Source organism: Streptomyces sp. NPDC048258 (assembly GCF_043201995.1).
Classification (GTDB): Bacteria; Actinomycetota; Actinomycetes; order Streptomycetales; family Streptomycetaceae; genus Streptomyces.
On record NZ_JBICZH010000007.1, the window covers coordinates 331,955 to 351,686 of the forward strand.

General features: G+C 73.4%; 17 protein-coding genes. 6 read left to right on the plus strand and 11 right to left on the minus strand.

Features of this window, described 5'->3' with window-relative positions:
* Positions 1-28 precede the first annotated feature (28 nt).
* Positions 29-3,046 (minus strand): NACHT domain-containing protein, encoded by a 3,018-nt coding sequence (locus ACGFYQ_RS19185; RefSeq protein ID WP_393745277.1) that lies wholly within the window; start codon positions 3,044-3,046, stop codon positions 29-31.
* 346 nt (positions 3,047-3,392) lie between these two features.
* Between ACGFYQ_RS19185 and ACGFYQ_RS19190 the strand changes: the two genes are divergently transcribed.
* A complete protein-coding gene (locus ACGFYQ_RS19190) occupies positions 3,393-3,959 on the plus strand; it encodes a M23 family metallopeptidase (protein ID WP_393745279.1) in 567 nt (188 codons plus the stop codon).
* Positions 3,960-3,980: 21 nt separating this feature from the next.
* Here ACGFYQ_RS19190 and ACGFYQ_RS19195 read toward each other — a convergent pair whose 3' ends face one another.
* The 7 genes from ACGFYQ_RS19195 to ACGFYQ_RS19225 all read right to left on the minus strand — a co-directional run bounded on the left by ACGFYQ_RS19195 (position 3,981) and on the right by ACGFYQ_RS19225 (position 10,394).
* Positions 3,981-5,195, minus strand: coding sequence for a LamG-like jellyroll fold domain-containing protein (locus ACGFYQ_RS19195; protein ID WP_393745281.1), 1,215 nt, complete (start codon positions 5,193-5,195; stop codon positions 3,981-3,983).
* A gap of 81 nt (positions 5,196-5,276) precedes the next feature.
* Entirely contained in the window at positions 5,277-6,593 is a 1,317-nt protein-coding gene (gene cseC / locus ACGFYQ_RS19200) for a two-component system sensor histidine kinase CseC (protein ID WP_393745283.1), read from the minus strand.
* Positions 6,594-6,604: 11 nt separating this feature from the next.
* Complete coding sequence (gene cseB / locus ACGFYQ_RS19205; RefSeq protein ID WP_393745285.1) at positions 6,605-7,321, minus strand: two-component system response regulator CseB; 717 nt, start codon at positions 7,319-7,321, stop codon at positions 6,605-6,607.
* A 29-nt stretch (positions 7,322-7,350) separates the two neighbouring features.
* The gene (locus ACGFYQ_RS19210; RefSeq protein ID WP_393745343.1) at positions 7,351-7,989 is read right to left on the minus strand and encodes a hypothetical protein; all 639 of its coding nucleotides are present in this window, start codon (positions 7,987-7,989) and stop codon (positions 7,351-7,353) included.
* A 38-nt stretch (positions 7,990-8,027) separates the two neighbouring features.
* Positions 8,028-8,588, minus strand: a complete 561-nt coding sequence (locus ACGFYQ_RS19215; RefSeq protein WP_069920779.1) for a SigE family RNA polymerase sigma factor — start codon at positions 8,586-8,588, stop codon at positions 8,028-8,030.
* Positions 8,589-8,817: 229 nt separating this feature from the next.
* Positions 8,818-9,759, minus strand: coding sequence for an A/G-specific adenine glycosylase (locus ACGFYQ_RS19220; protein ID WP_393745288.1), 942 nt, complete (start codon positions 9,757-9,759; stop codon positions 8,818-8,820).
* Positions 9,760-9,788: 29 nt separating this feature from the next.
* Positions 9,789-10,394, minus strand: coding sequence for a phosphatase PAP2 family protein (locus tag ACGFYQ_RS19225; protein ID WP_393745290.1), 606 nt, complete (start codon positions 10,392-10,394; stop codon positions 9,789-9,791).
* A gap of 160 nt (positions 10,395-10,554) precedes the next feature.
* On the opposite strand from ACGFYQ_RS19225, the gene ACGFYQ_RS19230 reads away from it, so the two are divergent.
* Complete coding sequence (locus ACGFYQ_RS19230; protein ID WP_393745292.1) at positions 10,555-11,361, plus strand: hypothetical protein; 807 nt, start codon at positions 10,555-10,557, stop codon at positions 11,359-11,361.
* 297 nt (positions 11,362-11,658) lie between these two features.
* Here the strand turns inward: ACGFYQ_RS19230 and disA are convergent, their stop codons facing one another.
* Entirely contained in the window at positions 11,659-12,783 is a 1,125-nt protein-coding gene (gene disA / locus ACGFYQ_RS19235; protein ID WP_393745294.1) for a DNA integrity scanning diadenylate cyclase DisA, read from the minus strand.
* Between the two features lie 160 nt (positions 12,784-12,943).
* The gene (radA, locus tag ACGFYQ_RS19240; RefSeq protein WP_393745296.1) at positions 12,944-14,347 is read right to left on the minus strand and encodes a DNA repair protein RadA; all 1,404 of its coding nucleotides are present in this window, start codon (positions 14,345-14,347) and stop codon (positions 12,944-12,946) included.
* 156 nt (positions 14,348-14,503) lie between these two features.
* On the opposite strand from radA, the gene ACGFYQ_RS19245 reads away from it, so the two are divergent.
* Positions 14,504-16,219: a hypothetical protein gene (locus ACGFYQ_RS19245; RefSeq protein ID WP_393745298.1), complete on the plus strand. Its 1,716-nt coding sequence runs from the start codon at positions 14,504-14,506 to the stop codon at positions 16,217-16,219.
* Between the two features lie 34 nt (positions 16,220-16,253).
* Here ACGFYQ_RS19245 and ACGFYQ_RS19250 read toward each other — a convergent pair whose 3' ends face one another.
* On the minus strand, positions 16,254-17,054 hold the full coding sequence (locus ACGFYQ_RS19250) for a hypothetical protein (RefSeq protein WP_393745345.1): 801 nt from the start codon (positions 17,052-17,054) through the stop codon (positions 16,254-16,256).
* 126 nt (positions 17,055-17,180) lie between these two features.
* On the opposite strand from ACGFYQ_RS19250, the gene ACGFYQ_RS19255 reads away from it, so the two are divergent.
* From ACGFYQ_RS19255 to ACGFYQ_RS19265, 3 genes are all read left to right on the plus strand, one after another.
* Positions 17,181-18,119: a Ppx/GppA family phosphatase gene (locus ACGFYQ_RS19255; RefSeq protein WP_393745300.1), complete on the plus strand. Its 939-nt coding sequence runs from the start codon at positions 17,181-17,183 to the stop codon at positions 18,117-18,119.
* 99 nt (positions 18,120-18,218) lie between these two features.
* Positions 18,219-19,085: a sugar phosphate isomerase/epimerase family protein gene (locus ACGFYQ_RS19260; protein ID WP_393745302.1), complete on the plus strand. Its 867-nt coding sequence runs from the start codon at positions 18,219-18,221 to the stop codon at positions 19,083-19,085.
* Positions 19,082-19,702: a TetR family transcriptional regulator gene (locus ACGFYQ_RS19265; protein ID WP_393745304.1), complete on the plus strand. Its 621-nt coding sequence runs from the start codon at positions 19,082-19,084 to the stop codon at positions 19,700-19,702. Before ACGFYQ_RS19260 ends, ACGFYQ_RS19265 begins: the two co-directional genes overlap by 4 nt.
* Positions 19,703-19,732 lie beyond the last annotated feature (30 nt).

Below are 19,732 nucleotides of genomic sequence, written 5' to 3' on the forward strand. Positions count from 1 at the left end.
CCTTTTTCACGTACGGGACCGCCCCCTTTCACGTATGGGACACGCTGACGTGCGAGGGCAGCACGGCGCGGACGGCTCGCTCGTCGTACTCCCCGGCCAGGCTCAGGGTGCGCAGGTTGGGGAAGATCGCGGGCAACCGGCGGGCGATGTCCAGGCCACCGATCATGCTCCGGGGCACGTGCAGCTCCTCCACCGAAGGCATGCTCAGGCCGTCGGGGGCGCAATCGAGGGCCGAGCCCGGTACGGCCAGTTCGGCCAGCTCCGTCAGCAGGGCGAGCTCCTGCCACTCGCCCGGGTGGCGCGGGGCCCAGCACTCCCCGAGGGAGACGGACCGCAGCCCGCGGTGGCGGGACAGGCCGACGGGTCCGGCGTTCTCGGGCGTCACCGAGTAGAGATTGACGCTGTTCAGCTTCACGCGGGGAGCGAAACCGTCCAGCGACCAGCCGGCGTGCCTGCCGCGGAGCACGAGATGCCGCAGGGAGGTCCAGCCGGCGAGGACGGGGGCGATGGGCAGGGCGTCGCCGCGCAGGTCGAGCACGGCCGACCGGACCGGCAGTCCTCTCAGCCCGCCCAGATCCCGGAGCCCGGAGCAGTGCGAGATCTCGATGGAGACCAGGGCGTCCTGGCCCTTCAGGAAGTCGAGGTCGGTGAGCAGACCGTTGCCGCGCACGGTCAGGTACTCGGCCCTGACCGCCCGGAGGTACGCGGTGAGGGCCTCGCCCGTCACCTCGCCGACCACGTTCAGGTCCCGCCGGGGCGAGAAGTCGGCCAGGGCGGCCAGCTCGGCGTCCGAGACGACGGTGACGTTCTGGCCGGCGGGGAGCAGGGAGATGACCTCCGCGGCGTACCGGCGGGTCTCGAAGCGCGGCCAGAGCCTGGCCAGCTCCGCGCGGACCTCGTAGGAGGGGTGGTCGCAGTAGCGGGCGAGGAAGGGGATCGCGCGCTCCGACAGCACCCCGCCCGCGGCCTGGACGGTGTAGAGGGCCGCAGCGCCGTCGGGGGCCTCCTCGGGCGGCGGGAGCAGTTCCAGGACCAGCGGCCCGATCCGCCCCAGCTCGCGCGCCGTGCCCACGCTGGTGGGCGGGATCAGCCCGCCCGCCCGCCGCTCCACCTCGGCGCGCAGTACGGGGTCCAGCTCGGCCGCGTACTCCAGGGAGGCCAGGGCGAGCAGGACCGACCGGTGCGAGCCGCGGGCCAGCAGCTCCCGGATGATCTCGGCGCGGTCGCGGGGGCGGCCCTGGGCCACCGCCATGCGGATGACGTCCTCCCATTGGTCTTCGTCCGCGTGGGCGGCCAGCTCGCCGAGGCCGCCCTCGTCCAGGGCGGCCCGGGCGCCCAGGAAGTCCTGGAAGGTGCGGTGGACGAACTCGACGGTGTCCGCCGTGGGCGCCCGCAGCAGCCCGGTGCGCTCCAGGAAGTGCCGGAACACCGCCGGGGCCCCGCCCAGGACGTGGACGGCGGGTACGGCGGGCAGCGCGTGCGCGATCAGGGCCTCGGCCCGGGTCCGGTCCAGCTCGGTGCGGCCGTTGCGGATCAGCCAGTACGCGAGCCGCTGGAGCAGCTGGAGCTGCGGTTCCTCGGCCAGCTCCGGCAGGCGCAGGCCCCGCTCGCGGTCCCGGCGGTGCAGCAGCATCGACAGGGCGGCCGTGTAGAGCTCCTTGCGGCCCGAGGGCAGGAACCCGCGCCGTTCGCGGTGCAGGGCGCAGATGAGCCCGCACAGCAGCGGATTGGTGGCCAGCCGGGCCAGGTCCGGCTTGGTGCGTACGGAGTCCAGCAGCCGGGTCTCCAGGGCCGGGTCGAGCGGTCCGGCGGCCGCGTGCCAGCGGGTGACGAAAGCGCGGACATGGTCCCGGGTCATGGGGGTGAGGAGCACCTCCTCGAAGCCCTCCGTACCCAGCCAGTCCTGCCGGACCGCCGAGGGCCGGGAGGTGACCAGCCAGCGGTTGTCCGGGTAGGCGGTGATCAGGTCGGCCAGCCAGTCGCGGGCCCGGTCCCGCTCGGCCGCCGGGATCTCGTCGATGCCGTCGACCAGGAGCAGGGCGCGGCCGTCGCGCAGGACGCGGGCCTCCCAGCCTTCGGGGGCCTCCCCGGCCAGCGGGGAGCCGGCCAGGAACTCGCGCGGGGAGGGCAGCCGCTCGCCGTGGCGGGTGAGGGCGCGCAGGGGCAGGACGTACGGGACGAGGCCCTTCCCGGGGCCGCGCGCGGTGGAGACGGCCAGCCACTGGATGAGGGTGGTCTTCCCGGATCCGGCTTCGCCGCGCAGCAGGATCCGGTGGTGCTCGGTGAGGAGTGCGTCGGCGGGCAGGGTGCGGCGGGCGATGCTCGCGCCCGGCTCGTCCGGCGCGGCCCGGTCGGCCTCCAGCGATACGTACGCCGCGTCCAGCGGCCAGCGGGAGGAGCCCGGGGCCAGGTCCAGGCCGAAGATGGTCAGGGCGCTGTGGCGCCGGGCCACGTAGGCCAGGTAGCGGTCCTCGAAGGCCGCGTCCCGGCCGTCCTGGCGGGGGATCCGGGTGAGGAGCTCGTCCACCTTGGCGATGGTCTCGGCGTGCAGCCGGCTCTGCTCCACGAGGGTCGCGGCCACGAAGGTGGAGCGCTGGGTGAAGAAGTTCAGGATGTGCAGGCAGGCCAGGTCGACCAGGCGTGCGTGGAACAGTCCGGCGTCCCGTGAGAGCCCGGGGTGCGGGCCGGCGGCCAGGAGCTCCCGGGCGAAGGCCCGTGGCCCGAGGCGCACCGCCTCCACGTCCGAGAGGGCGAGGTCGCCCAGCGCGTGCAGGGTGGCGGCGAGGGCGGCCGCCACGCCCGCCTCCTCGCCGGGCGGGAGCGGGCGCTCGCCCGGGGCCCGTAAGGCCTCGCGCACCAGGTGGTCGGCGAGGACCCGCAGGTCGGCGGCGCCGAGGCCGCGTTTCTCGCGCCACGCCACGTAGGACGAGAGCCGGACCGGCCGGTCCACCAGGCCCGCGCCCGCGCCCTCCCCCTGGAAGAGCTTCTTGAGGAGGGGCGTCAGGACCCCCGAGGCCAGCCGGATTCCCGCAACCGATGCGTCCACGACGCTGGAGCGTAGTTGCGGGCGGTCGTCGGTTGCAGGTCTTCGGTCCCGAAGGGGAGATCCAATGGTCCCGGGCCGGTGACAAGCCGCACAGGGCAAATCGGACCTACTAGGAACTTTCGTAGATCCAAAGGTCCGATTTGCCCTACCGCCGGCCCAGTAGTGGCGGGGTCAACAGGACGGACAGTCCCGGCCGTACCTACGGCCTCCGGTAGTAATCGGGAGGTTTGGGGATGTCGGGGGGCGCGGGTTACCAAGGGTGGGCAAGCCCGGCACACCGCTCAGAGCGTGCCGGGTCGCTTGATGCCCGATCCCGTCCTTGTTCCCGGCCCCGGAGGTCTCATTCATGTCCGCGAAGCGCGTCAGCACCCGTCGTACCCGTATCGCCGTCGGCGCCACCGCTCTCGGTGCGGTGCTGGCTCTCGGGGCCGGGACGACCGCCGCGTTCGCCGACACGACGCAGACCACCGGCGCCAAGGCCGCCGCGAAGACCGGCCTCTGGGGCAAGCCGCTCGCGAAGTACACGCTGTCCGCGACCTTCGGCAAGGGCGGCAGCATGTGGTCCCACAAGCACTCCGGCCAGGACTTCGCCGTCCCGGTCGGCACCCCGGTCAAGGCCGCGGCCGCCGGCACCGTCGTCAAGGCGGGCCCCAACGGCGGCGGCGACGGCCCCGCGTACGGCAACGCCATCGTGATCAAGCACGCGAACAACACGTACTCGCAGTACGCGCACCTCTCGAAGATCAAGGTCCGGATCGGCCAGAAGGTCGCCGTGAACCAGAACGTGGCCCTGTCCGGCAACACCGGAAACTCCAGCGGCCCGCACCTGCACTTCGAGATCCGGACGACCCCGAACTACGGCTCGGCCGTCAACCCGGTGGCCTTCCTGCGCAACGCCGGCGTCACCATCTGACCCGTCCGGCCGGCCGGCCCCTCAGGTCAGCAGCCACGAGTGCGACGGCTTCGTCGCCGCGCCGAGCTTGCCCTCCTCGTAGGCGGTGACCTGCTCCTGCGAGAACGCCGAGTCGTAGATCCGGATGTTGTGCATGGCCCCCTGCCACGCGTTGACCCAGATGTTGTGGTGCTTGGACCGACCCAGCTGGAGCGGTCCGGGGGCCTGCCAGATGCCCGGCACCACCATCTCGCCGGCCTTCTTGCCCTCCACGTAGAGGGCGATCGTCTTCTTCTCCGCGTCGTACGTGGCCATCAGTGTCGTGGGGGTCTTGACCATGGGCAGCCCCTCGGCGGCGACGGTCCGCGCGGTCGCCGCGGCGCCCTTGTCGCCCGTCTGCACCCGGAAGATCCAGGCCTGCTTGCCGTTCACCTCGTCGAGACCCAGCTCGAACGAGAACGACTCCCCGTCACCCTGGCTCACGGCGATCCGCCCGCCCTTGGTGGCGGAGTTGTAGACGCGGGCCGTGACGGTGAAGCTCTTCGACACGTCCACCGCCTGCTCGGAGGCCTGCGCGTACGCGTTCGCCGTCCCCTTCGAGATGATCTGGAACCGCTTGCCCACCGGCGCGATCTGCGTGTCGGGGCCCAGCCGGATGCCGATCTTGCCGTTGCTGTCGCGCAGCAGCGTCGCGTCGCCCTCCACGGTGGGGGAGTACGGCGCCGGCGACTTCGAGCCGGACGGCCCGGACGGTGAGGCGGACGCGGACGGGTTGTCGTCCCCTCCGCCCTGCTTCCCGTTGTCGCCGCTGAGCAGGAAGAACGTTCCGCCACCGGCCAGCAGCGCCAGTACGGTCACCCCGCCGCCCAGCATCCACATCCGCTTCTTGCGCCGCTCGGCCGCGGAGCGGTCGGCCATGGCCTCCCAGTCCGGCTGATCGCCGCCCGGTATGCCGGGCACCGCCGACTGGGCCGGGGACCACGGGGCCTGCTGCGCCGCCGGGTCCTGCGCGTACGGGTCCGGCTGGTGCGGGCCCTGCTGGTACGGGTTCGGCTGCCCGGGCTGCTGCGGGTAGCCGTAGCCACCGCCGCCCTGCGCGGGCGCCCCGGGCGGGAAGCCGTAGCCGCCCTGCGCCGGCGGGCCGGGCGGGAAGCCGTAGCCGCCCTGGGCGGGCGGTCCCGGCGGGAACCCGTAGCCACCACTCCCCGGGGCGGGCTCGGGCTGCGGGTTGCTCTGAGGATTCGTGCCGTCGGTCATGCCACGGATGCTAAGTCACGACCCCCCGGCCCGTACCGCCCGGTACTGACTCGACCGTGACCCAGAGGGTCCTCTAGGGGGCTAACCCTGCGGCAGCTTGATCACCGGGAAGCTTCCCGTCGCCGTCGGCGCGTGCTCCGGCAGCCACAGCACCGCCACCGCGCCCGCCGCCGCGCCCTCGCGCTCCGATCCGCCCGGGGCGGCCACGTTGCGGAAGGTCAGCCGGGCGCCCAGCACCCGCGCCTGCCCCTCCGCGATGGTCAGCCCCAGCCCGTGCCCCACGCCCGCGCGGTCCGTCGACCCGGTCCGGAACCGGCTCGGCCCCTCGCGCAGCAGCGCCTCCGGGAAGCCCGGCCCGTGGTCCCGGATCCGTACGACCCGGCCCTCGACGTCGACCTGGACCGGCGGCCGCCCGTACCGCGCGGCATTGGCCAGCAGGTTCCCCAGGATCCGCTCCAGGCGGCGCGGGTCGGTGCTGACGATCTCGTCCGCGACGATCCGTACGGAGGCCTCCGGCATCAGCGCCGTCACGCGCCGGCTCACGAACTCGCCCAGCGCCACCTCCTGGAGCTCCGCCCGCTCGGACGCGCTGTCCAGCCGGGCCACCTCCAGCACGTCCTCGACCAGCGCGCGCATCGCCTGCGCCCGGTCCCGCACCAGCTCGGTCGGCCGCCCCGGAGGCAGCAGTTCCGCCGCCGTCAGCAGGCCCGTCACGGGCGTCCGCAGCTCGTGCGCGATGTCCGCGGTGACCCGCCGCTCGGCCTCCAGCCGCTGCTGGAGGGCGTCGGCCATGGCGTCCACGGCCCGCGCGAGGTCGTCCGTCTCGTCCCGTACGACGCCACCGACCGCGTCCCGTACCCGCACCTCGGGATCCCCGTGCGCCACCCGCTGCGCGGCCGCGGCGGCCTTGCGCAGCCGGCGCGAGATCTGCCCGCCGATGAGCACGCCCAGGGCCGAGCCGCCGATCACGACGGCGAGGGAGCCGACCACCAGCGCCCGGTCCAGGTCGCGCACCATGTTGGCGCTCTCCCGGAACTGCGTGTGCAGCGACAGCACCTGCCCGTTGCCGAGCGGCACCGCGGCCCACACCTCGGGCGCCCCCTTCGCGGACTCCTGGATGTACGTCCCGCGCCGCCCGGAGCGCGCCTTCTCCCGCAGCTGGGCGGGCAGCTCCGGGTCGTTGAGCTTGGCGCCCATGGGCGGCTTGCGGCCGGCCTCGGCGTTGCGGGAGATGAACTGCACGCGGTCCAGCTGCACCTCGCGGGCGCTCTCCAGCATCGACACGCGGGCAGCACTGTGCACCACCAGGCTCAGCGCGACGGCGGTGAGCGCGCCCACGGCGGCGATGGCGAGTGTGATCTTCCAGCGGATCCCCGTGCGCAGGGTGAAGCGCCTCATGCTCCGGTGCCTCAGGCCTTCAGCTTGTATCCGAAGCCTCGGACCGTCTCGATCCGGTCCTGTCCGATCTTCGTGCGCAGCCGCTGGACGTGGACGTCGACGACGCGGGTGTCGCCGCCCCAGTCGTAGTCCCAGACCCGCTCCAGCAGCCGGTCGCGCGACAGCACAGTGCCGGGCGCGGAGGAGAACTCCAGCAGCAGCCGCATCTCGGTCGGGGTCAGCGCCACGGCCGCGCCCGCCTTGCGTACCTCCATGCCCTCCGTGTCGACCTCCAGGTCGCCGAAGGACAGCACCCCGCGCTCCGCGTCCTGGCCCTCGCCGGCGCCGCCGCCCGGGCCGCCGTTCTGCGAGCCGCCGGCGTGGCCGAAGCGGCGCAGCACCGCGCGGATGCGGGCGACGAGGACCGAACCGTCGAAGGGCTTGGTGACGTAGTCGTCGGCGCCCGCCTCCAGGCCCAGCACCACGTCGATGGAGTCGGCGCGCGCCGACAGCATGATCACGGGGACGGTGGACTCGTCGCGGATGCGGCGGCACAGGCTCACGCCGTCCATGCCGGGGACCATCACGTCGAGCAGGGCGATGTCGGGCCGGTCCGCCCGGAAGGACTCCAGGCCGGACAGGCCGTCGGGCATGGCGGTGACCACGAACCCGTCGCGTTCCAGCGCCAGGGTCGTGGCCTCACGGATGACGTCGTCGTCCTCCACGAACAGGACATGGGTCTCGGCCATGCGGAAGCCTCGCCTCGGTTCTTCGGTACTCAGTTCTTCTGGGGCGTGGCCGGGGCGGGCTGGCTCCCGCCGTCGACCACGTTGCTGTACTCGGAGTGCACGCGGTCCTGCTCGGTGAACTTCTCCCCGTTCCAGCGGTACGTGATCACGTCCTCGCCCGACGGATAGGCGAGCGCGTCGCTCTTCCCGTACACCTGCTTGGTGACCACCAGGTCGCCCCGGTCGATCTCCGCGTAGACGGGCGGCTGCTCGTCCGAGAAGACATTCTCGTACCTCGCGCCGTCCGCGCGGTACACGTACGAGCCCCGCCCCAGCGCGTCGGCGCAGGACAGGACGTTGACCACGATGTCGACGACGGTGCTGCCGGTGACCTTCCCGTAGCTCACGTCCACGGGGTACTCCTTGCCCGTGCAGGGCTTGAGGTCCCGCTTGATCTCGGCGCTGACCTTCGGGTCCGCCTTCAGGAGCGCCACCGGGTCCACCTTCTTGAGGGGCCCGCCGGAGGCGGCCGCCGAGGCCGAGGAGGCGTCGGGGGAGGGGGCGTTCGGGGTGGTCTTCGCCACGGAATCGGTCCGTGCGGGGCCGCCGTCGCGCAGGCCCGTGCCGCCCGTGGCGCACCCGACCGCGAACACGGCAGTGCCGACGAGGACGACCGTCCCCGCCGACATCAGGACCAGCGAACCCCTGCCGGTCAGAACTTGGCCATTCAGGCCGCGCACCGCTCACGCCCCTCGTACCGGATGGTGTGGTCACCGCGTTCCAGCGCGCGCATGTCCAGGTCCCGGCTCTCCAGTTCCTGCCGGAGACGGGCCAGCGCGCGATGCAGAGTGCTCTTCACGGTACCCGCGGACATCCCGAGTGCCGCGGCCGTCTCCTCGGTGCTCATCTGCTCCCAGTGTCGCAGCACGACCACGCTGCGCTGTTTGGGCGCGAGCACCTTGAGGATGTCCATCAGCAGGGCGCGGTCGGCGCGCTGGTCGGAGCCGTCCTCGACGGAGGCGTCCGGGAGCTGCTCGGTGGGGACCTCTTCGAGCTTGCGGGCGCGCCACCACTCGGTACGGGTGTTGATCATGACCCGGCGGAGGTAGGCGTCGGCCAGGGACTTGTCGGCGATGCCGTCCCAGCGGCCGTAGGTGCGGACGAGGGCGGTCTGAAGGAGGTCCTGCGCGTCGGTGGGGTCCGGGACCAGGCGCCGGGCGCTGCGCAGCAGTGCGTCCTGCCGAGTGCGTACGTACTCCTCGAATTCGAGTACCTCGCCGTGCGCCATCTCAGACCGCCTCCGTTCCGACCAACCGCTCAACCGCCGTCTTACGGATCCGAAGGTACGGAGGGGTTGTCACGAGCCTGTGCGGGCCAGCCTTCGGTGGGCGCACGGACACCCATAGGTTGTGTAACAGTGCCCGTGAGCTGCGGTTTCCCGGCTGGAAGCGGAATCATCGACTCAGTTTCCAGCCGGGTGTGGATCAGCTCGGGATCGGTTGCGGATCAGCTGCGGATCAGCTCAGCGGAAGCCGGTAGCGGCCGCCTTCGAGCGGTTCCACCAGACCGTCGGAGACCAGCCCGTCGAGCGCCCGGGCGCGCTGCACCGGCTCCTCCCACACCGTGTCGAGCACGGCCTGCGGAACGGGGCCCACCGCCTCCCGGAGCACGGCGAGCAGCCTGCCGCGCACCTGCCGGTCGGTCCCGGCGTACGTCTGCCCGCGCCGCGGCGGCCCCTCGTGCGCCGGCTTCCCGGCGAGGCGCCACGCGCACAGCCCGGCCACCGGGCAGCGGGCGCAGTCGGGGTTCTTGGCGGTGCACACCAGCGCGCCGAGCTCCATCGACGCCGCCGCCCAGCGCGCCGCGGTGTCCTCGTCCCCGGGCAGCAGGGCCCGGGCGAGGCGCCGTTCGGCGGCGGTGGTGGCGTTCGGCGGGTACTCGACCCCGGTGGCGGTGCGCGCGAAGACCCGGCGGACGTTGGTGTCGAGTACGGCGTGCCGCTGCCCGTACGCGAAGGAGGCCACGGCGGCCGCGGTGTACTCGCCGATCCCGGGCAGCGAGAGGAGCTGCGCGTGATCCCGCGGTACGTCGCCCCCGTGCCGCTCCGTTATCGCCACGGCCGCGCCGTGCAGCCGCAGGGCCCGGCGGGGGTAGCCGAGCCGCCCCCAGGCCCGTACGGCCTCGCCGGGGGCCTCGGCAGCCAGGTCGGCGGGCCGGGGCCAGCGGGCGAGCCACTGCTCGTACACCGGCAGCACCCGGCTGACGGGGGTCTGCTGGAGCATGAACTCGCTGACCATGACCCCCCAGGGGCCGGCCTCGGGGCGGCGCCAGGGCAGGTCGCGGGCGTGCTCGTCGAACCACGCGATGACGGGGGAGTGCAGCGGGTGGGAGACGGCGGGGGACTCGGGGGAGTCAGCGGAGTCGGGGGACTCGGGGGAGGAAGTGGGGGATGCAGTCATGGCACTCGGCATCCTGGCACGTTTCGGGTCTACCGCGCCGGGCCCTGGCCGGTGAACCAGACAGCCACGCGGACCCCGCTAGCCCGCATGGCGGCGATGATCGTACTGACGGGACCGGCGAGCACCAGGACGACGAGGGCGCCCAGCGAACCGCCCAGCAGCAGGCCCATCGCGACGTCGTGCGGGTAGTGCACGCCGACGAAGACGCGGGAGAAGGCCATCAGCAGCGCGAGCGGCACGGTCAGCGGCGCGAGGCGGCGTACGGCCAGGGCCAGCGCGATGGCGGCGGCGCCCGCGAGGGCGGAGTGGTTGCTGGGGAACGACCAGTCGCCGGTCGGCGGGCACGGGATCAGCGCGGCCGCGGCCCCGGCGACGGCGCGGCAGGGCCGCTCCTCGTCCACGGTGGACTTCACGACCTCCGAGGCGACGTACGCGGCGGCGGTGGCCGGCGGGGCCAGGACGGCCAGGGCGACCGAGCCGGGGCCGTGCCCGCGCGAGCGCCACCAGACGGCTATGAAGAGCACTCCGAAGAGCAGCAGCCCGTACTCCGTCCACACCTCGGACGCCGACCGCACCCAGGTGGGGGTCGAGTGGGCGAAGCCGGTGATGTCGCGGTAGAGGCCGGAGCTGTCCATGGTCACCGACCGTACGCAAGCGTGACCGGCCTCCGCGTCAGACTCTTGGCCGATTCCCGGCGGTCCGGGTTGCGCCCGCAGGATGATCATCGCCAAATCAAGTCCGCCGTGCGGCATGTGGGGCACTGATCGGGTCCCGGACTCTCGTAAAGTTCCGTCCGTGGGATCTCTGCGCAATCCGGTCGGGCCGCTCCCCTCCTCCATCTACTGGCGACGGAGGGCTGTGCTGGCGTCCGTTGTCGCGCTCCTGGCACTCCTCGCCGTATGGACCGTCAGTTCCGGCGGGGGGAAGACGAGTACGAACGGAAAGGGCCAGGGCGGCAAGGATCCCGTCACCACGATCACGCCCGGACCGGCCGGTACGGGTCCGGCGATCAGTCAGGCCCCGGGCGGACGCGCGGAGTCGGGCGGCGGTGGTACGGGTGCCGGTACGGCCGCGGGTTCCGAGGGTGGGGGCTCCACCGACTCGGGCAAGAACGGTGACCCGGGCAGCGGTACGGGCGCCTCCGGCGCGGGCTCCGGCTCGGGCGGCGCGGCCCCGGTCCCGGCGGACTCGGCCCTGCCCACGTGCGCGCCGGCCGCGCTGCAGTGGGAGGTCAAGAGCGTGAAGAACGAGTACGAGGCGAACGAGAAGCCCCGCCTCGAACTCGTCGCCCGCAACATCGCCGGCACCACCTGCAAGATCGACCTAGGCCCGAAGCAGGCGGTCCTGACCATCCTTCAGGCGACCAGCGGCAAGCCGGTGTGGTCCTCGGCGGACTGCCCGACGGGCGCGGGCAACGCGTTCTTCCGCCTCCCCGCGCAGGGCGAGACGAAGCAGTCGCTGGAGTGGGACCGCCGGTTCAGCGCTGCCGACCAGTGCGCTACGCCTCCGGCGGGGGCTGCGGCTCCCGACACGTACGTGGTCGAGGTCAAGTCGCCCGGCATGCCCGTGGCCCGAACCTCGTTCGTCCTGAAGCAGGACTAGCCTCTGCGGGCCGGTTGGCGGGGGCTCCGCCCCCACACCCCCGCGCCTCAATCGCCGGCGGGGCTGGATTCGGCTGAGCGGCGCTCACACGTTCCGCCCAGCGGTAGCTGGGGGAGTTTGAGGCGCGGGGTCTGGGGCGGAGCCCCAGCAGCGGCGCGTCAGCCGAAGTCGCCCGGGCCGCGGCGCAGCCCAGGGGCGGCGCGTCAGCCGAAGTCGCCCGGGCCGCGGCGCAGCCCAGGCGCGGCGCGTCAGCCGAAGTCCCCCGGGCCGCGGCGCAGCCCAGGCGCGGCGCGCAGCCTAGACGTACCGCTCCAGGATCGACGACTCCGCGAGTCGGGACAGGCCCTCGCGGACGCTACGGGCACGGGCCTCGCCCACCCCGTCCACCGCCTGCAGATCGTCCACACTGGCGGCGAGCAGCTTCTGCAGGCCACCGAAGTGCTCCACCAGCCGCTCGATGATCGCCCCCGGCAGCCGGGGAACCTTCGCCAGCAGCCGGTAGCCCCGCGGCGACACCGCCGAGTCCAGCGTCTCCGGCGACCCCGTGTACCCCAGCGCCTTCGCCACGATCGCCAGCTCCAGCAGCTCCGGATGCGTCAGCGCGTCGAGCGCCGGCAGCGCCTCCTCCACCGTGCGGGAACGCTTCGCCGTCGGCTCCGGCACGTAGTCCCGGATGACGAGCTCCCGCTCCTGCTCGATCCCGACCGTCAGCTCGTCCAGCTGCAGCGACAGCAGCCGCCCGTCGGTGCCCAGCTCGACCACGTACTCGGCGATCTCGGTCGCGATCCGGCGGACCATTTCCAGCCGCTGCGCGACCGCCGTCACATCGCGGACCGTGACCAGGTCCTCGATCTCCAGCGCCGACAGAGTGCCCGCGACCTCGTCGAGCCGCAGCTTGTACCGCTCCAGCGTGGCCAGCGCCTGGTTCGCCCGCGACAGGATCGCCCCGGACTCCTCCAGGACCCGCCGCTCCCCGTCCACGTACAGCGCGATCAGCCGCATCGACTGCGACACCGAGACGACCGGGAACCCGCACTGCTTCGAGACGCGGTCCGCCGTGCGGTGGCGCGTACCGGTCTCCTCGGTCGGGATCGACGCGTCCGGCACCAGCTGCACACCGGCCCGCAGGATCTTGGTGATGTCCTTGTCGAGGATGAGCGCGCCGTCGAGCTTGCACAGCTCGCGCAGCCGGGTCGCGGTGAACTCCACGTCCAGGACGAAACCGCCGGTGCACATGGCATCGACCGTCTTGTCCATGCCGAGGACGATGAGCCCGCCGGTGTTGCCGCGGACGATCCGCTCCAAGCCGTCACGCAGCGGCTGACCAGGTGCGACCGCGCTCAGCGAGGCGCGCATCATGGCCTCCTGCTTGGAGCCGGCGCCCGACTTGCCGGATGCTGCTGCCCCGTCCTTGGCTGCCACTGCACTCCTCCGGTCGCGGGTTGCGCCGCCCAGCGCCGCGGGCACGAAGACGTGCGTACGGCCGGGCGGACCAGCCCAAAGTCTACCGGCGCGCGCTACGGCCCCGCCGTGGCTTGGCCAGGTACGCCCTGCGAGGACCCCGTACGGGCCCTCTGACCAGCTACTCCTTGGCCGCCGGAGTACGGGAACGCCCGCGCGGCAGCACGCGCAGGGCGTCGCCCATGTCGGCCACCTCGATGACCTTCATCCCGGCCGGCACCTTGCCCGGATCCGACGGCACGAGGGCGTGCGTGAAGCCGAGCCGGTGCGCCTCCGCGAGCCGCCGCTGCACGCCGGTCACCCGCCGCACCTCACCCGCCAGGCCGACCTCCCCGATCGCCACGAGGTTCTTCGGCAGCGGGACGTCGCTGGCGGCCGAGGCCAGCGCGAGCGCGATCGCCAGGTCGGCGGCCGGCTCGGTCAGCTTCACCCCGCCCACGGTGGCGCTGTAGATGTCGCGCTTGCCCAGCGCGGTGATCCGGCCGCGCTGCTCCAGCACCGCCAGCATCATCGAGACGCGTGAGGTCTCCAGGCCCGACGTGGTGCGCCGGGGAGAGGGGATCTGCGAGTCCACGGTCAGCGCCTGCACCTCGGCGACCAGCGGGCGCTTGCCCTCCAGGGTCACGGTCAGGCAGGTCCCCGGCACGGCCTCGGCGCGCCGGGTCAGGAACAGCCCGCTCGGGTCGGCGAGCCCGGTGATCCCCTCGTCGTGCAGCTCGAAGCAGCCCACCTCGTCGGTGGCCCCGTACCGGTTCTTCACTCCGCGCACGAGCCGCAGCCGGGCGTGCCGGTCGCCCTCGAAGCTCAGCACCACGTCGACCAGGTGCTCCAGCAGGCGGGGACCGGCGATCGCCCCGTCCTTGGTCACGTGGCCGACGAGGAGGGTGGACATCCCGCGTTCCTTGGAGGCGCGGATCAGCGCCCCGGCGACCTCGCGCACCTGGGCCATGCCGCCGGGCGCGCCGTCGATCTCGGGGGAGGCGACGGTCTGTACGGAGTCCAGGATCAGGAGGGAGGGCTTCACGGCGTCGAGATGCCCGAGCACCGCCGAGAGGTCGGTCTCGGCGGCCAGGTAGAGGTGGTCGTTCAGCGCGTTGATCCGGTCGGCGCGCAGCCGCACCTGGCTCGCGCTCTCCTCGCCCGTGACGTACAGGGTGCGGTGCGCGTCGCTGGCGGCCTTCGCGGCGACGTCCAGCAGCAGCGTCGACTTCCCGACACCGGGCTCCCCGGCGAGCAGCACCACGGCGCCGGGCACGAGCCCGCCGCCGAGTACACGGTCCAGCTCGTCCACGCCGGTGCTGCGCGCGGTCGCCGTCCGTCCGTCGACCTGCGCGATCGGCACCGCGGCGGTCGACACCCGGCCGGCGGCGGTGGTCCGTACGGCGGGCGCGCCCATTTCCTCGACGGTGCCCCACGCCTGGCACTCGGGACACCGCCCGAGCCACTTCGCGGTCGTCCAGCCGCATTCGGTACAGCGGTAGGACGGCCGGTCCTTGGCGGATGAACGAGCAGTGCGGGCAGCCATGGCGCTCACGGTAGCCGGACCCGCTGACAAAGCCGACAGCGCTGTCGGCCAAGCCGACAACACCGGAGTCAGCAGGGCACCGATCTGTTCACCCGTAAGGGCTAAATGTGGTGAAGGCTTCCGGGAGGTCACCGGCGTGCCGCCTACGGTCGCCAGGTGAACAGCAGCAACCAGGCACACTCCTCATCGCGCACCGGCGCACACCGGGCGCACGGGCGCACGCCCCACGAAGTGGAGCAGCCGCCCGCTTTCCGGCACGAGCCCTACCTGGACGGCCTGTTCACGTACTGCCTGTCGGTCCTGTGCGACCACGACACCGCCACCGACGTGCTGGGCGGCGTACTCGCCGTGGCCGAGCGGCACCCCGGCCGATGTCCCGACGAGGAGGACCGGCGGGCCTGGCTGTACGCGCTCGCCCGCTGGGGCTGCCTGCGTCGGCTGGCCGAGCAGCGGCACGCGCGGCAGGGAGCGCACTGCGCCCGGCGCGCGCCGGAGCGCATGGATCCCGGCCGTGCGCCGGGTACCGGCACCGGCTCCGGGACCGATGCCGACCGGGTTCCCGAGGCCCGCCGCACGCTTGACGTCAGCGCCTACCGCCGTACCGAGCTGGCCCGGCTCGCCTGGCCGGAGGCCGCCGGGACCACGCCCGAGCAGCGCGAGGCGCTGGAACTCGCCGTCCGCCACCGCCTCGACGTCACCGAGCTGGCCGCCGTCCTCGGCACGTCCGAGGCCGCCGCCCGCGAGCTCCTGTCCGGCGCCGCCTGCGAGGTGGAGCGCACGCGCGCCGCCCTCGCCGTCGTGGAGACCGGCGGCTGCCCCAGCGTCTCCCGGCTCACCGGCGACGGACAGGTCCTGCTGTCCACCACCCTGCGCGCCGAGCTCGTACGGCACGTCGACGACTGCCCGCGCTGCCGCCGCGTCGCCGAACGCGTGGGCGCCGGGGCCCCCTGGCCCGGCTCCGCCGTCGACACGGCCACCCTCCCGCTGGTCCCCGCCCCCCGCACCGCCGTCCACGCGGCGATGATCCGCTCCGGCCGGGGCCGCCGCCGCCCCGGCCCGCGCTTCGACCGCACCGGCTTCCCGATGGACCCCAAGGACCACGCGGCCCGCCGCGACCGGCTGCGCTCGCGGGCGGTGACCACCACCGTGGTCGCCACCGTGGTCGCGGCGCCGGTCCTGGCCCTGTGGGCGGCGTACCGCGGCGCGCCCAGCACCGGCGAGCCCGTCGGCGGCGACGGCACCCGCGTCTCAGCGAGCGAGTCCGAGCTCTCGCTGCCGCACGTCGGCGGCCGCCCGCTGACCGCGTACGAGAACGCCGGGAACGCCGCCGCCACCACGAGTCACCCCGGCTTCGCCCCGGGCAGCGCCGCCCCCGACGTCTCCGTCGAGGTGATCAGCACCGGGCCCCCGGCGAGCCCCGAACCGGGTCGTCCCGGCGCCCCCGGCCGCCTCACCGTGACCGCGTCCTCCCACGGCGCCACCACGGTGATCACCCTCACCGCCTCCGGCGGCAGCCCGGTGGACTGGCGGCTCTGGTCCGACGCGCCCTGGCTGCGCGCGAGCCGGACCGCAGGCACCCTGGCCCCCGGAGAATCGGTCACCCTGCGGATCGCCGTGGACCCCGAAACCCAGCCCGTGGGGGCCTGGTCCGCCAGGGTGGGGGTCGATCCCGGCGGCGCGGTCGTCGCCATCCAGGGCCGCGGGCGCCCGGCACCGACACCGGAGCCGCCGTCGACTCCCACGCCCACTCCCACGCCGACCCCGACGCCGACGCCCACGCCGACCCCGACGCCCACGCCGACGGAGTCCGCGACGCCGACGCCGACCTCAGGAGGAACGGTTTCCCCGGCGCCGTCGACCTCCTCGACCTAGTGCTGCGACCGGCAAGGTTCACCGGGCCACAGCACTAGGCGGGATCGGCCGGGTGCGGGGCCATCGGCAGCAGCGAGGCCAGCCGCGCCTCGCACAGCTTCACCAGCGCCTCGTAGCCCTCCTTGCCCATCAGCTCCGTCAGCTCCGCGCGGTACGACACGTACACCGGGTCCCCGGCGCCGTGCGCCGAGGTGGCCGACGTACACCACCAGTGCAGGTCGTGGCCGCCCGGACCCCAGCCGCGGCGGTCGTACTCGCCGATCGACACCTGGAGCACGCGGGTGTCGTCGGGCCGGTCGATCCAGTCGTAGGTACGGCGGATCGGCAGCTGCCAGCAGACGTCCGGCTTGGTCTCCAGCGGCTCCTGGCCGCTCTTCAACGCCAGGATGTGCAGCGAGCAGCCGGCCCCGGCGGGGAACCCCGGCCGGTTCAGGAAGATGCACGCGCCGTCCCAGCGGCGGGTCTGCTTCTCCCCGTCGTCGTCCAGCTGCGTCCACCCGGTCTCGCTGCCGACGTCGTGGAACTGCCACAGCTCGGGGGTCAGCCGGGCCACGTGCCCGGCGACGCGCTTCTCGTCGTCCTCGTCGGAGAAGTGCGCGCCGAGCGTGCAGCAGCCGTCGTCCGCCCGGCCCGCCTGGATGCCCTGGCAGCCGCTGCCGAAGATGCAGGTCCAGCGGGAGGTCAGCCAGGTCAGGTCGCAGCGGAAGACCTGCTCGTCGTCGGCCGGATCGGGGAACTCCACCCAGGCCCGGGGGAAGTCGAGGCCCTTCTCGTCGGCCGCGAGCGCGGCCTTGGCCTTGGCCTTGCCGCCGTTCGCGGCCTTGACCTTGGCCATGTCGTTGTCGGTGCCCTTGTCGTTCTTCGACCGGGTCTTGTTGGCCTTCTTCGTATTTGGCACAAACCTAAGCCTAAGCGCCCCTTACGCAACCCCTCCGCGTTCATCGCAGTAGCGTTTCCCCCTATGAGACTCGGTGTCCTTGATGTGGGTTCGAACACGGTCCATCTGCTGGTGGTCGACGCGCACCCCGGCGCGCGCCCCCAGCCCGCGCACTCGCACAAGGTGGAAATGCGGCTGGCGGAGCTCCTCGACGAGCACGGCGCCGTCACCCCCGAGGGTGTCGAGCGTCTCGTCTCGGTGATCACCGACGCCGTGCAGGCCGCCGAGGACAAGGGGTGCGAGGACGTACTCCCCTTCGCGACCAGCGCCGTACGGGAGGCCAAGAACGCGGACGAGGTCCTGGCGCGGGTCAAGGCCGAAACCGGTGTCGATCTGCCCGTCCTGAGCGGCGGCGACGAAGCGCGGCTGACGTTCCTCGCCGCGCGCCGCTGGTTCGGCTGGTCGGCCGGGAAGCTGCTGGTCCTCGACATCGGCGGCGGCTCGCTGGAGATCGCGTACGGCATCGACGAGGACCCGGACGCGGCCGTCTCCCTGCCGCTGGGCGCGGGCCGCCTGACGTCGGGCTGGCTCCCGGGCGACCCGCCGGACGCGCTGGACGTCAAGGCCCTGCGCAGGCACGTACGGGCCGAGATCGCGCGCACGGTCGGCGAGTTCAGCCGGTTCGGGGCCCCGGACCACGTGGTGGCGACCTCGAAGACGTTCAAGCAGCTGGCCCGCATCGCGGGCGCGGCCCGCTCGGCGGACGGCCTCTACGTACAGCGGGACCTGACCCGCAAGTCCCTGGAGGAGTGGGTCCCCCGGCTGGCCGCGATGACGACCGCCCAGCGCTCCGCCCTGCCGGGCGTCTCCGAGGGCCGGGCGAACCAGCTGCTGGCGGGCGCGCTCGTCGCGGAGGGTGCGATGGACCTGTTCGGCGTCGACGAGCTGGAGATCTGCCCCTGGGCGCTGCGCGAGGGCGTCATCCTGCGTCGGCTGGACCACCTGCCGACGGGGAACGGATAGCACGGGCAAGGGGGCGTGCCGGCCCGGGGCGCGGGTCGAGCCGGCCCGGGACGAGGGGTGGGAGGCCCCGGGAGGGCGTGGGGCCCGTACCCTGTCCCCGTGGCAGAACCAGTCCGCATCCCGACCGCGAAAGTCGCCCTTTCCACCGCCTCCGTCTATCCGGAGTCCACGGCGACCGCCTTCGAGATCGCCGCGCGCCTCGGCTACGACGGCGTCGAGGTGATGGTCTGGACGGACCCGGTCAGCCAGGACGTCGACGCCCTGCGGCGGCTGTCCGACCACCACCAGGTGCCGATCCTCGCCATCCACGCGCCGTGTCTGCTCATCACCCAGCGGGTCTGGTCCACCGACCCCTGGACCAAGCTCCAGCGCGCCCGGGCGGCGGCCGAGCGGCTCGGCGCGTCCACCGTCGTCGTGCACCCGCCGTTCCGCTGGCAGCGCCAGTACGCGCGTGACTTCGTCACCGGGATCTGGCGGATGGCCGACGAGACCGACGTCCGGTTCGCCGTCGAGAACATGTACCCCTGGCGCTACCGCGACCGCGAGATGCTCGCGTACGCGCCCGAGTGGGACGTGACGAAGGACGACTACCGGCACTTCACCGTCGACCTGTCGCACACCGCGACCGCCCGCACGGACGCGACCGCGATGATCGACCGGATGGGCGAGCGGCTGGCCCACGTCCACCTCGCCGACGGAAACGGTTCGGCGAAGGACGAGCACCTGGTCCCCGGGCGCGGTACGCAGCCCTGCGCCGAGCTGCTGGAACGGCTCGCCCGCACGTCGTTCGACGGGCACGTGGTCATCGAGGTCAACACGCGGCGCGCCATGTCCTCCGCCGAGCGCGAGGCGGACCTCGCCGAGGCGCTGGCCTTCACCCGCCTGCACCTCGCCACCGCCACGACACCCACCACCACGGCCACCGCGTCCGCCCCCGACGCGCGCGACCGGGCCCGCAGGCCATGACCGAGCCCGTGCGGCCGCGCCGCCGCGGCCCCGGCCGCCCCCGCCAGGACGAGGCCGACGAAGGCCCCGGCACCCAGGAGCGCATCCGCCTCGCCGCACGCTCCGAGTTCGCCGCACGCGGCTACGACAAGACCTCCGTACGCGGCGTCGCCAAGGCCGCGGGCGTGGACCCGGCCCTGGTGCACCACTACTTCGGCAGCAAGGAAGACCTCTTCGCCGCCGCCATCGAGCTGAGCCTGGAGCCGGCGATGGTGGTTCCGGCGATCCTCGGCGAGGGCCCCGACGGCATCGGCGAACGGCTCGCCCGTTACTTCCTCGGTGTCTGGGAGAACCCGGTCACCCGGGTCCCGCTGCTCGCCGTGATCCGGTCGGCCCTCACGCACGAGGCCGCCGCGAAGGTCCTGCGGGGGCTCGTCCTGCGCCGCGTCCTGGAGCGCGTCGCCGCCGACCTCGACGTCCCCGATCCGACCTTCCGCGCCGAGCTGGCCGCCTCCCACATGGTCGGCATCGCCATCCTGCGGTACGTGGTCCAGGTCGAGCCCCTCGCGTCCGCCGACCCCGAGGACATCGTGGCCCTGGTGGCCCCGACCCTGCAGCGCTACCTGACCGAGGAATGAGCCGCCCGTCCCGACATGCGGACCTGCTGT

Bases quoted from the DNA above. Each gene is read 5' to 3' on its own strand.
- ACGFYQ_RS19190 (WP_393745279.1), top strand. From the start codon at position 3,393: ATGTCCGCGAAGCGCGTCAGCACCCGTCGTACCCGTATCGCCGTCGGC.
- ACGFYQ_RS19195 (WP_393745281.1), bottom strand. From the start codon at position 5,195: ATGACCGACGGCACGAATCCTCAGAGCAACCCGCAGCCCGAGCCCGCC.
- cseC (WP_393745283.1), bottom strand. From the start codon at position 6,593: ATGAGGCGCTTCACCCTGCGCACGGGGATCCGCTGGAAGATCACACTC.
- cseB (WP_393745285.1), bottom strand. From the start codon at position 7,321: ATGGCCGAGACCCATGTCCTGTTCGTGGAGGACGACGACGTCATCCGT.
- ACGFYQ_RS19210 (WP_393745343.1), bottom strand. From the start codon at position 7,989: ATGTCGGCGGGGACGGTCGTCCTCGTCGGCACTGCCGTGTTCGCGGTC.
- ACGFYQ_RS19215 (WP_069920779.1), bottom strand. From the start codon at position 8,588: ATGGCGCACGGCGAGGTACTCGAATTCGAGGAGTACGTACGCACTCGG.
- ACGFYQ_RS19220 (WP_393745288.1), bottom strand. From the start codon at position 9,759: ATGACTGCATCCCCCACTTCCTCCCCCGAGTCCCCCGACTCCGCTGAC.
- ACGFYQ_RS19225 (WP_393745290.1), bottom strand. From the start codon at position 10,394: ATGGACAGCTCCGGCCTCTACCGCGACATCACCGGCTTCGCCCACTCG.
- radA (WP_393745296.1), bottom strand. From the start codon at position 14,347: ATGGCTGCCCGCACTGCTCGTTCATCCGCCAAGGACCGGCCGTCCTAC.
- ACGFYQ_RS19250 (WP_393745345.1), bottom strand. From the start codon at position 17,054: ATGGCCAAGGTCAAGGCCGCGAACGGCGGCAAGGCCAAGGCCAAGGCC.
- ACGFYQ_RS19255 (WP_393745300.1), top strand. From the start codon at position 17,181: ATGAGACTCGGTGTCCTTGATGTGGGTTCGAACACGGTCCATCTGCTG.
- ACGFYQ_RS19265 (WP_393745304.1), top strand. From the start codon at position 19,082: ATGACCGAGCCCGTGCGGCCGCGCCGCCGCGGCCCCGGCCGCCCCCGC.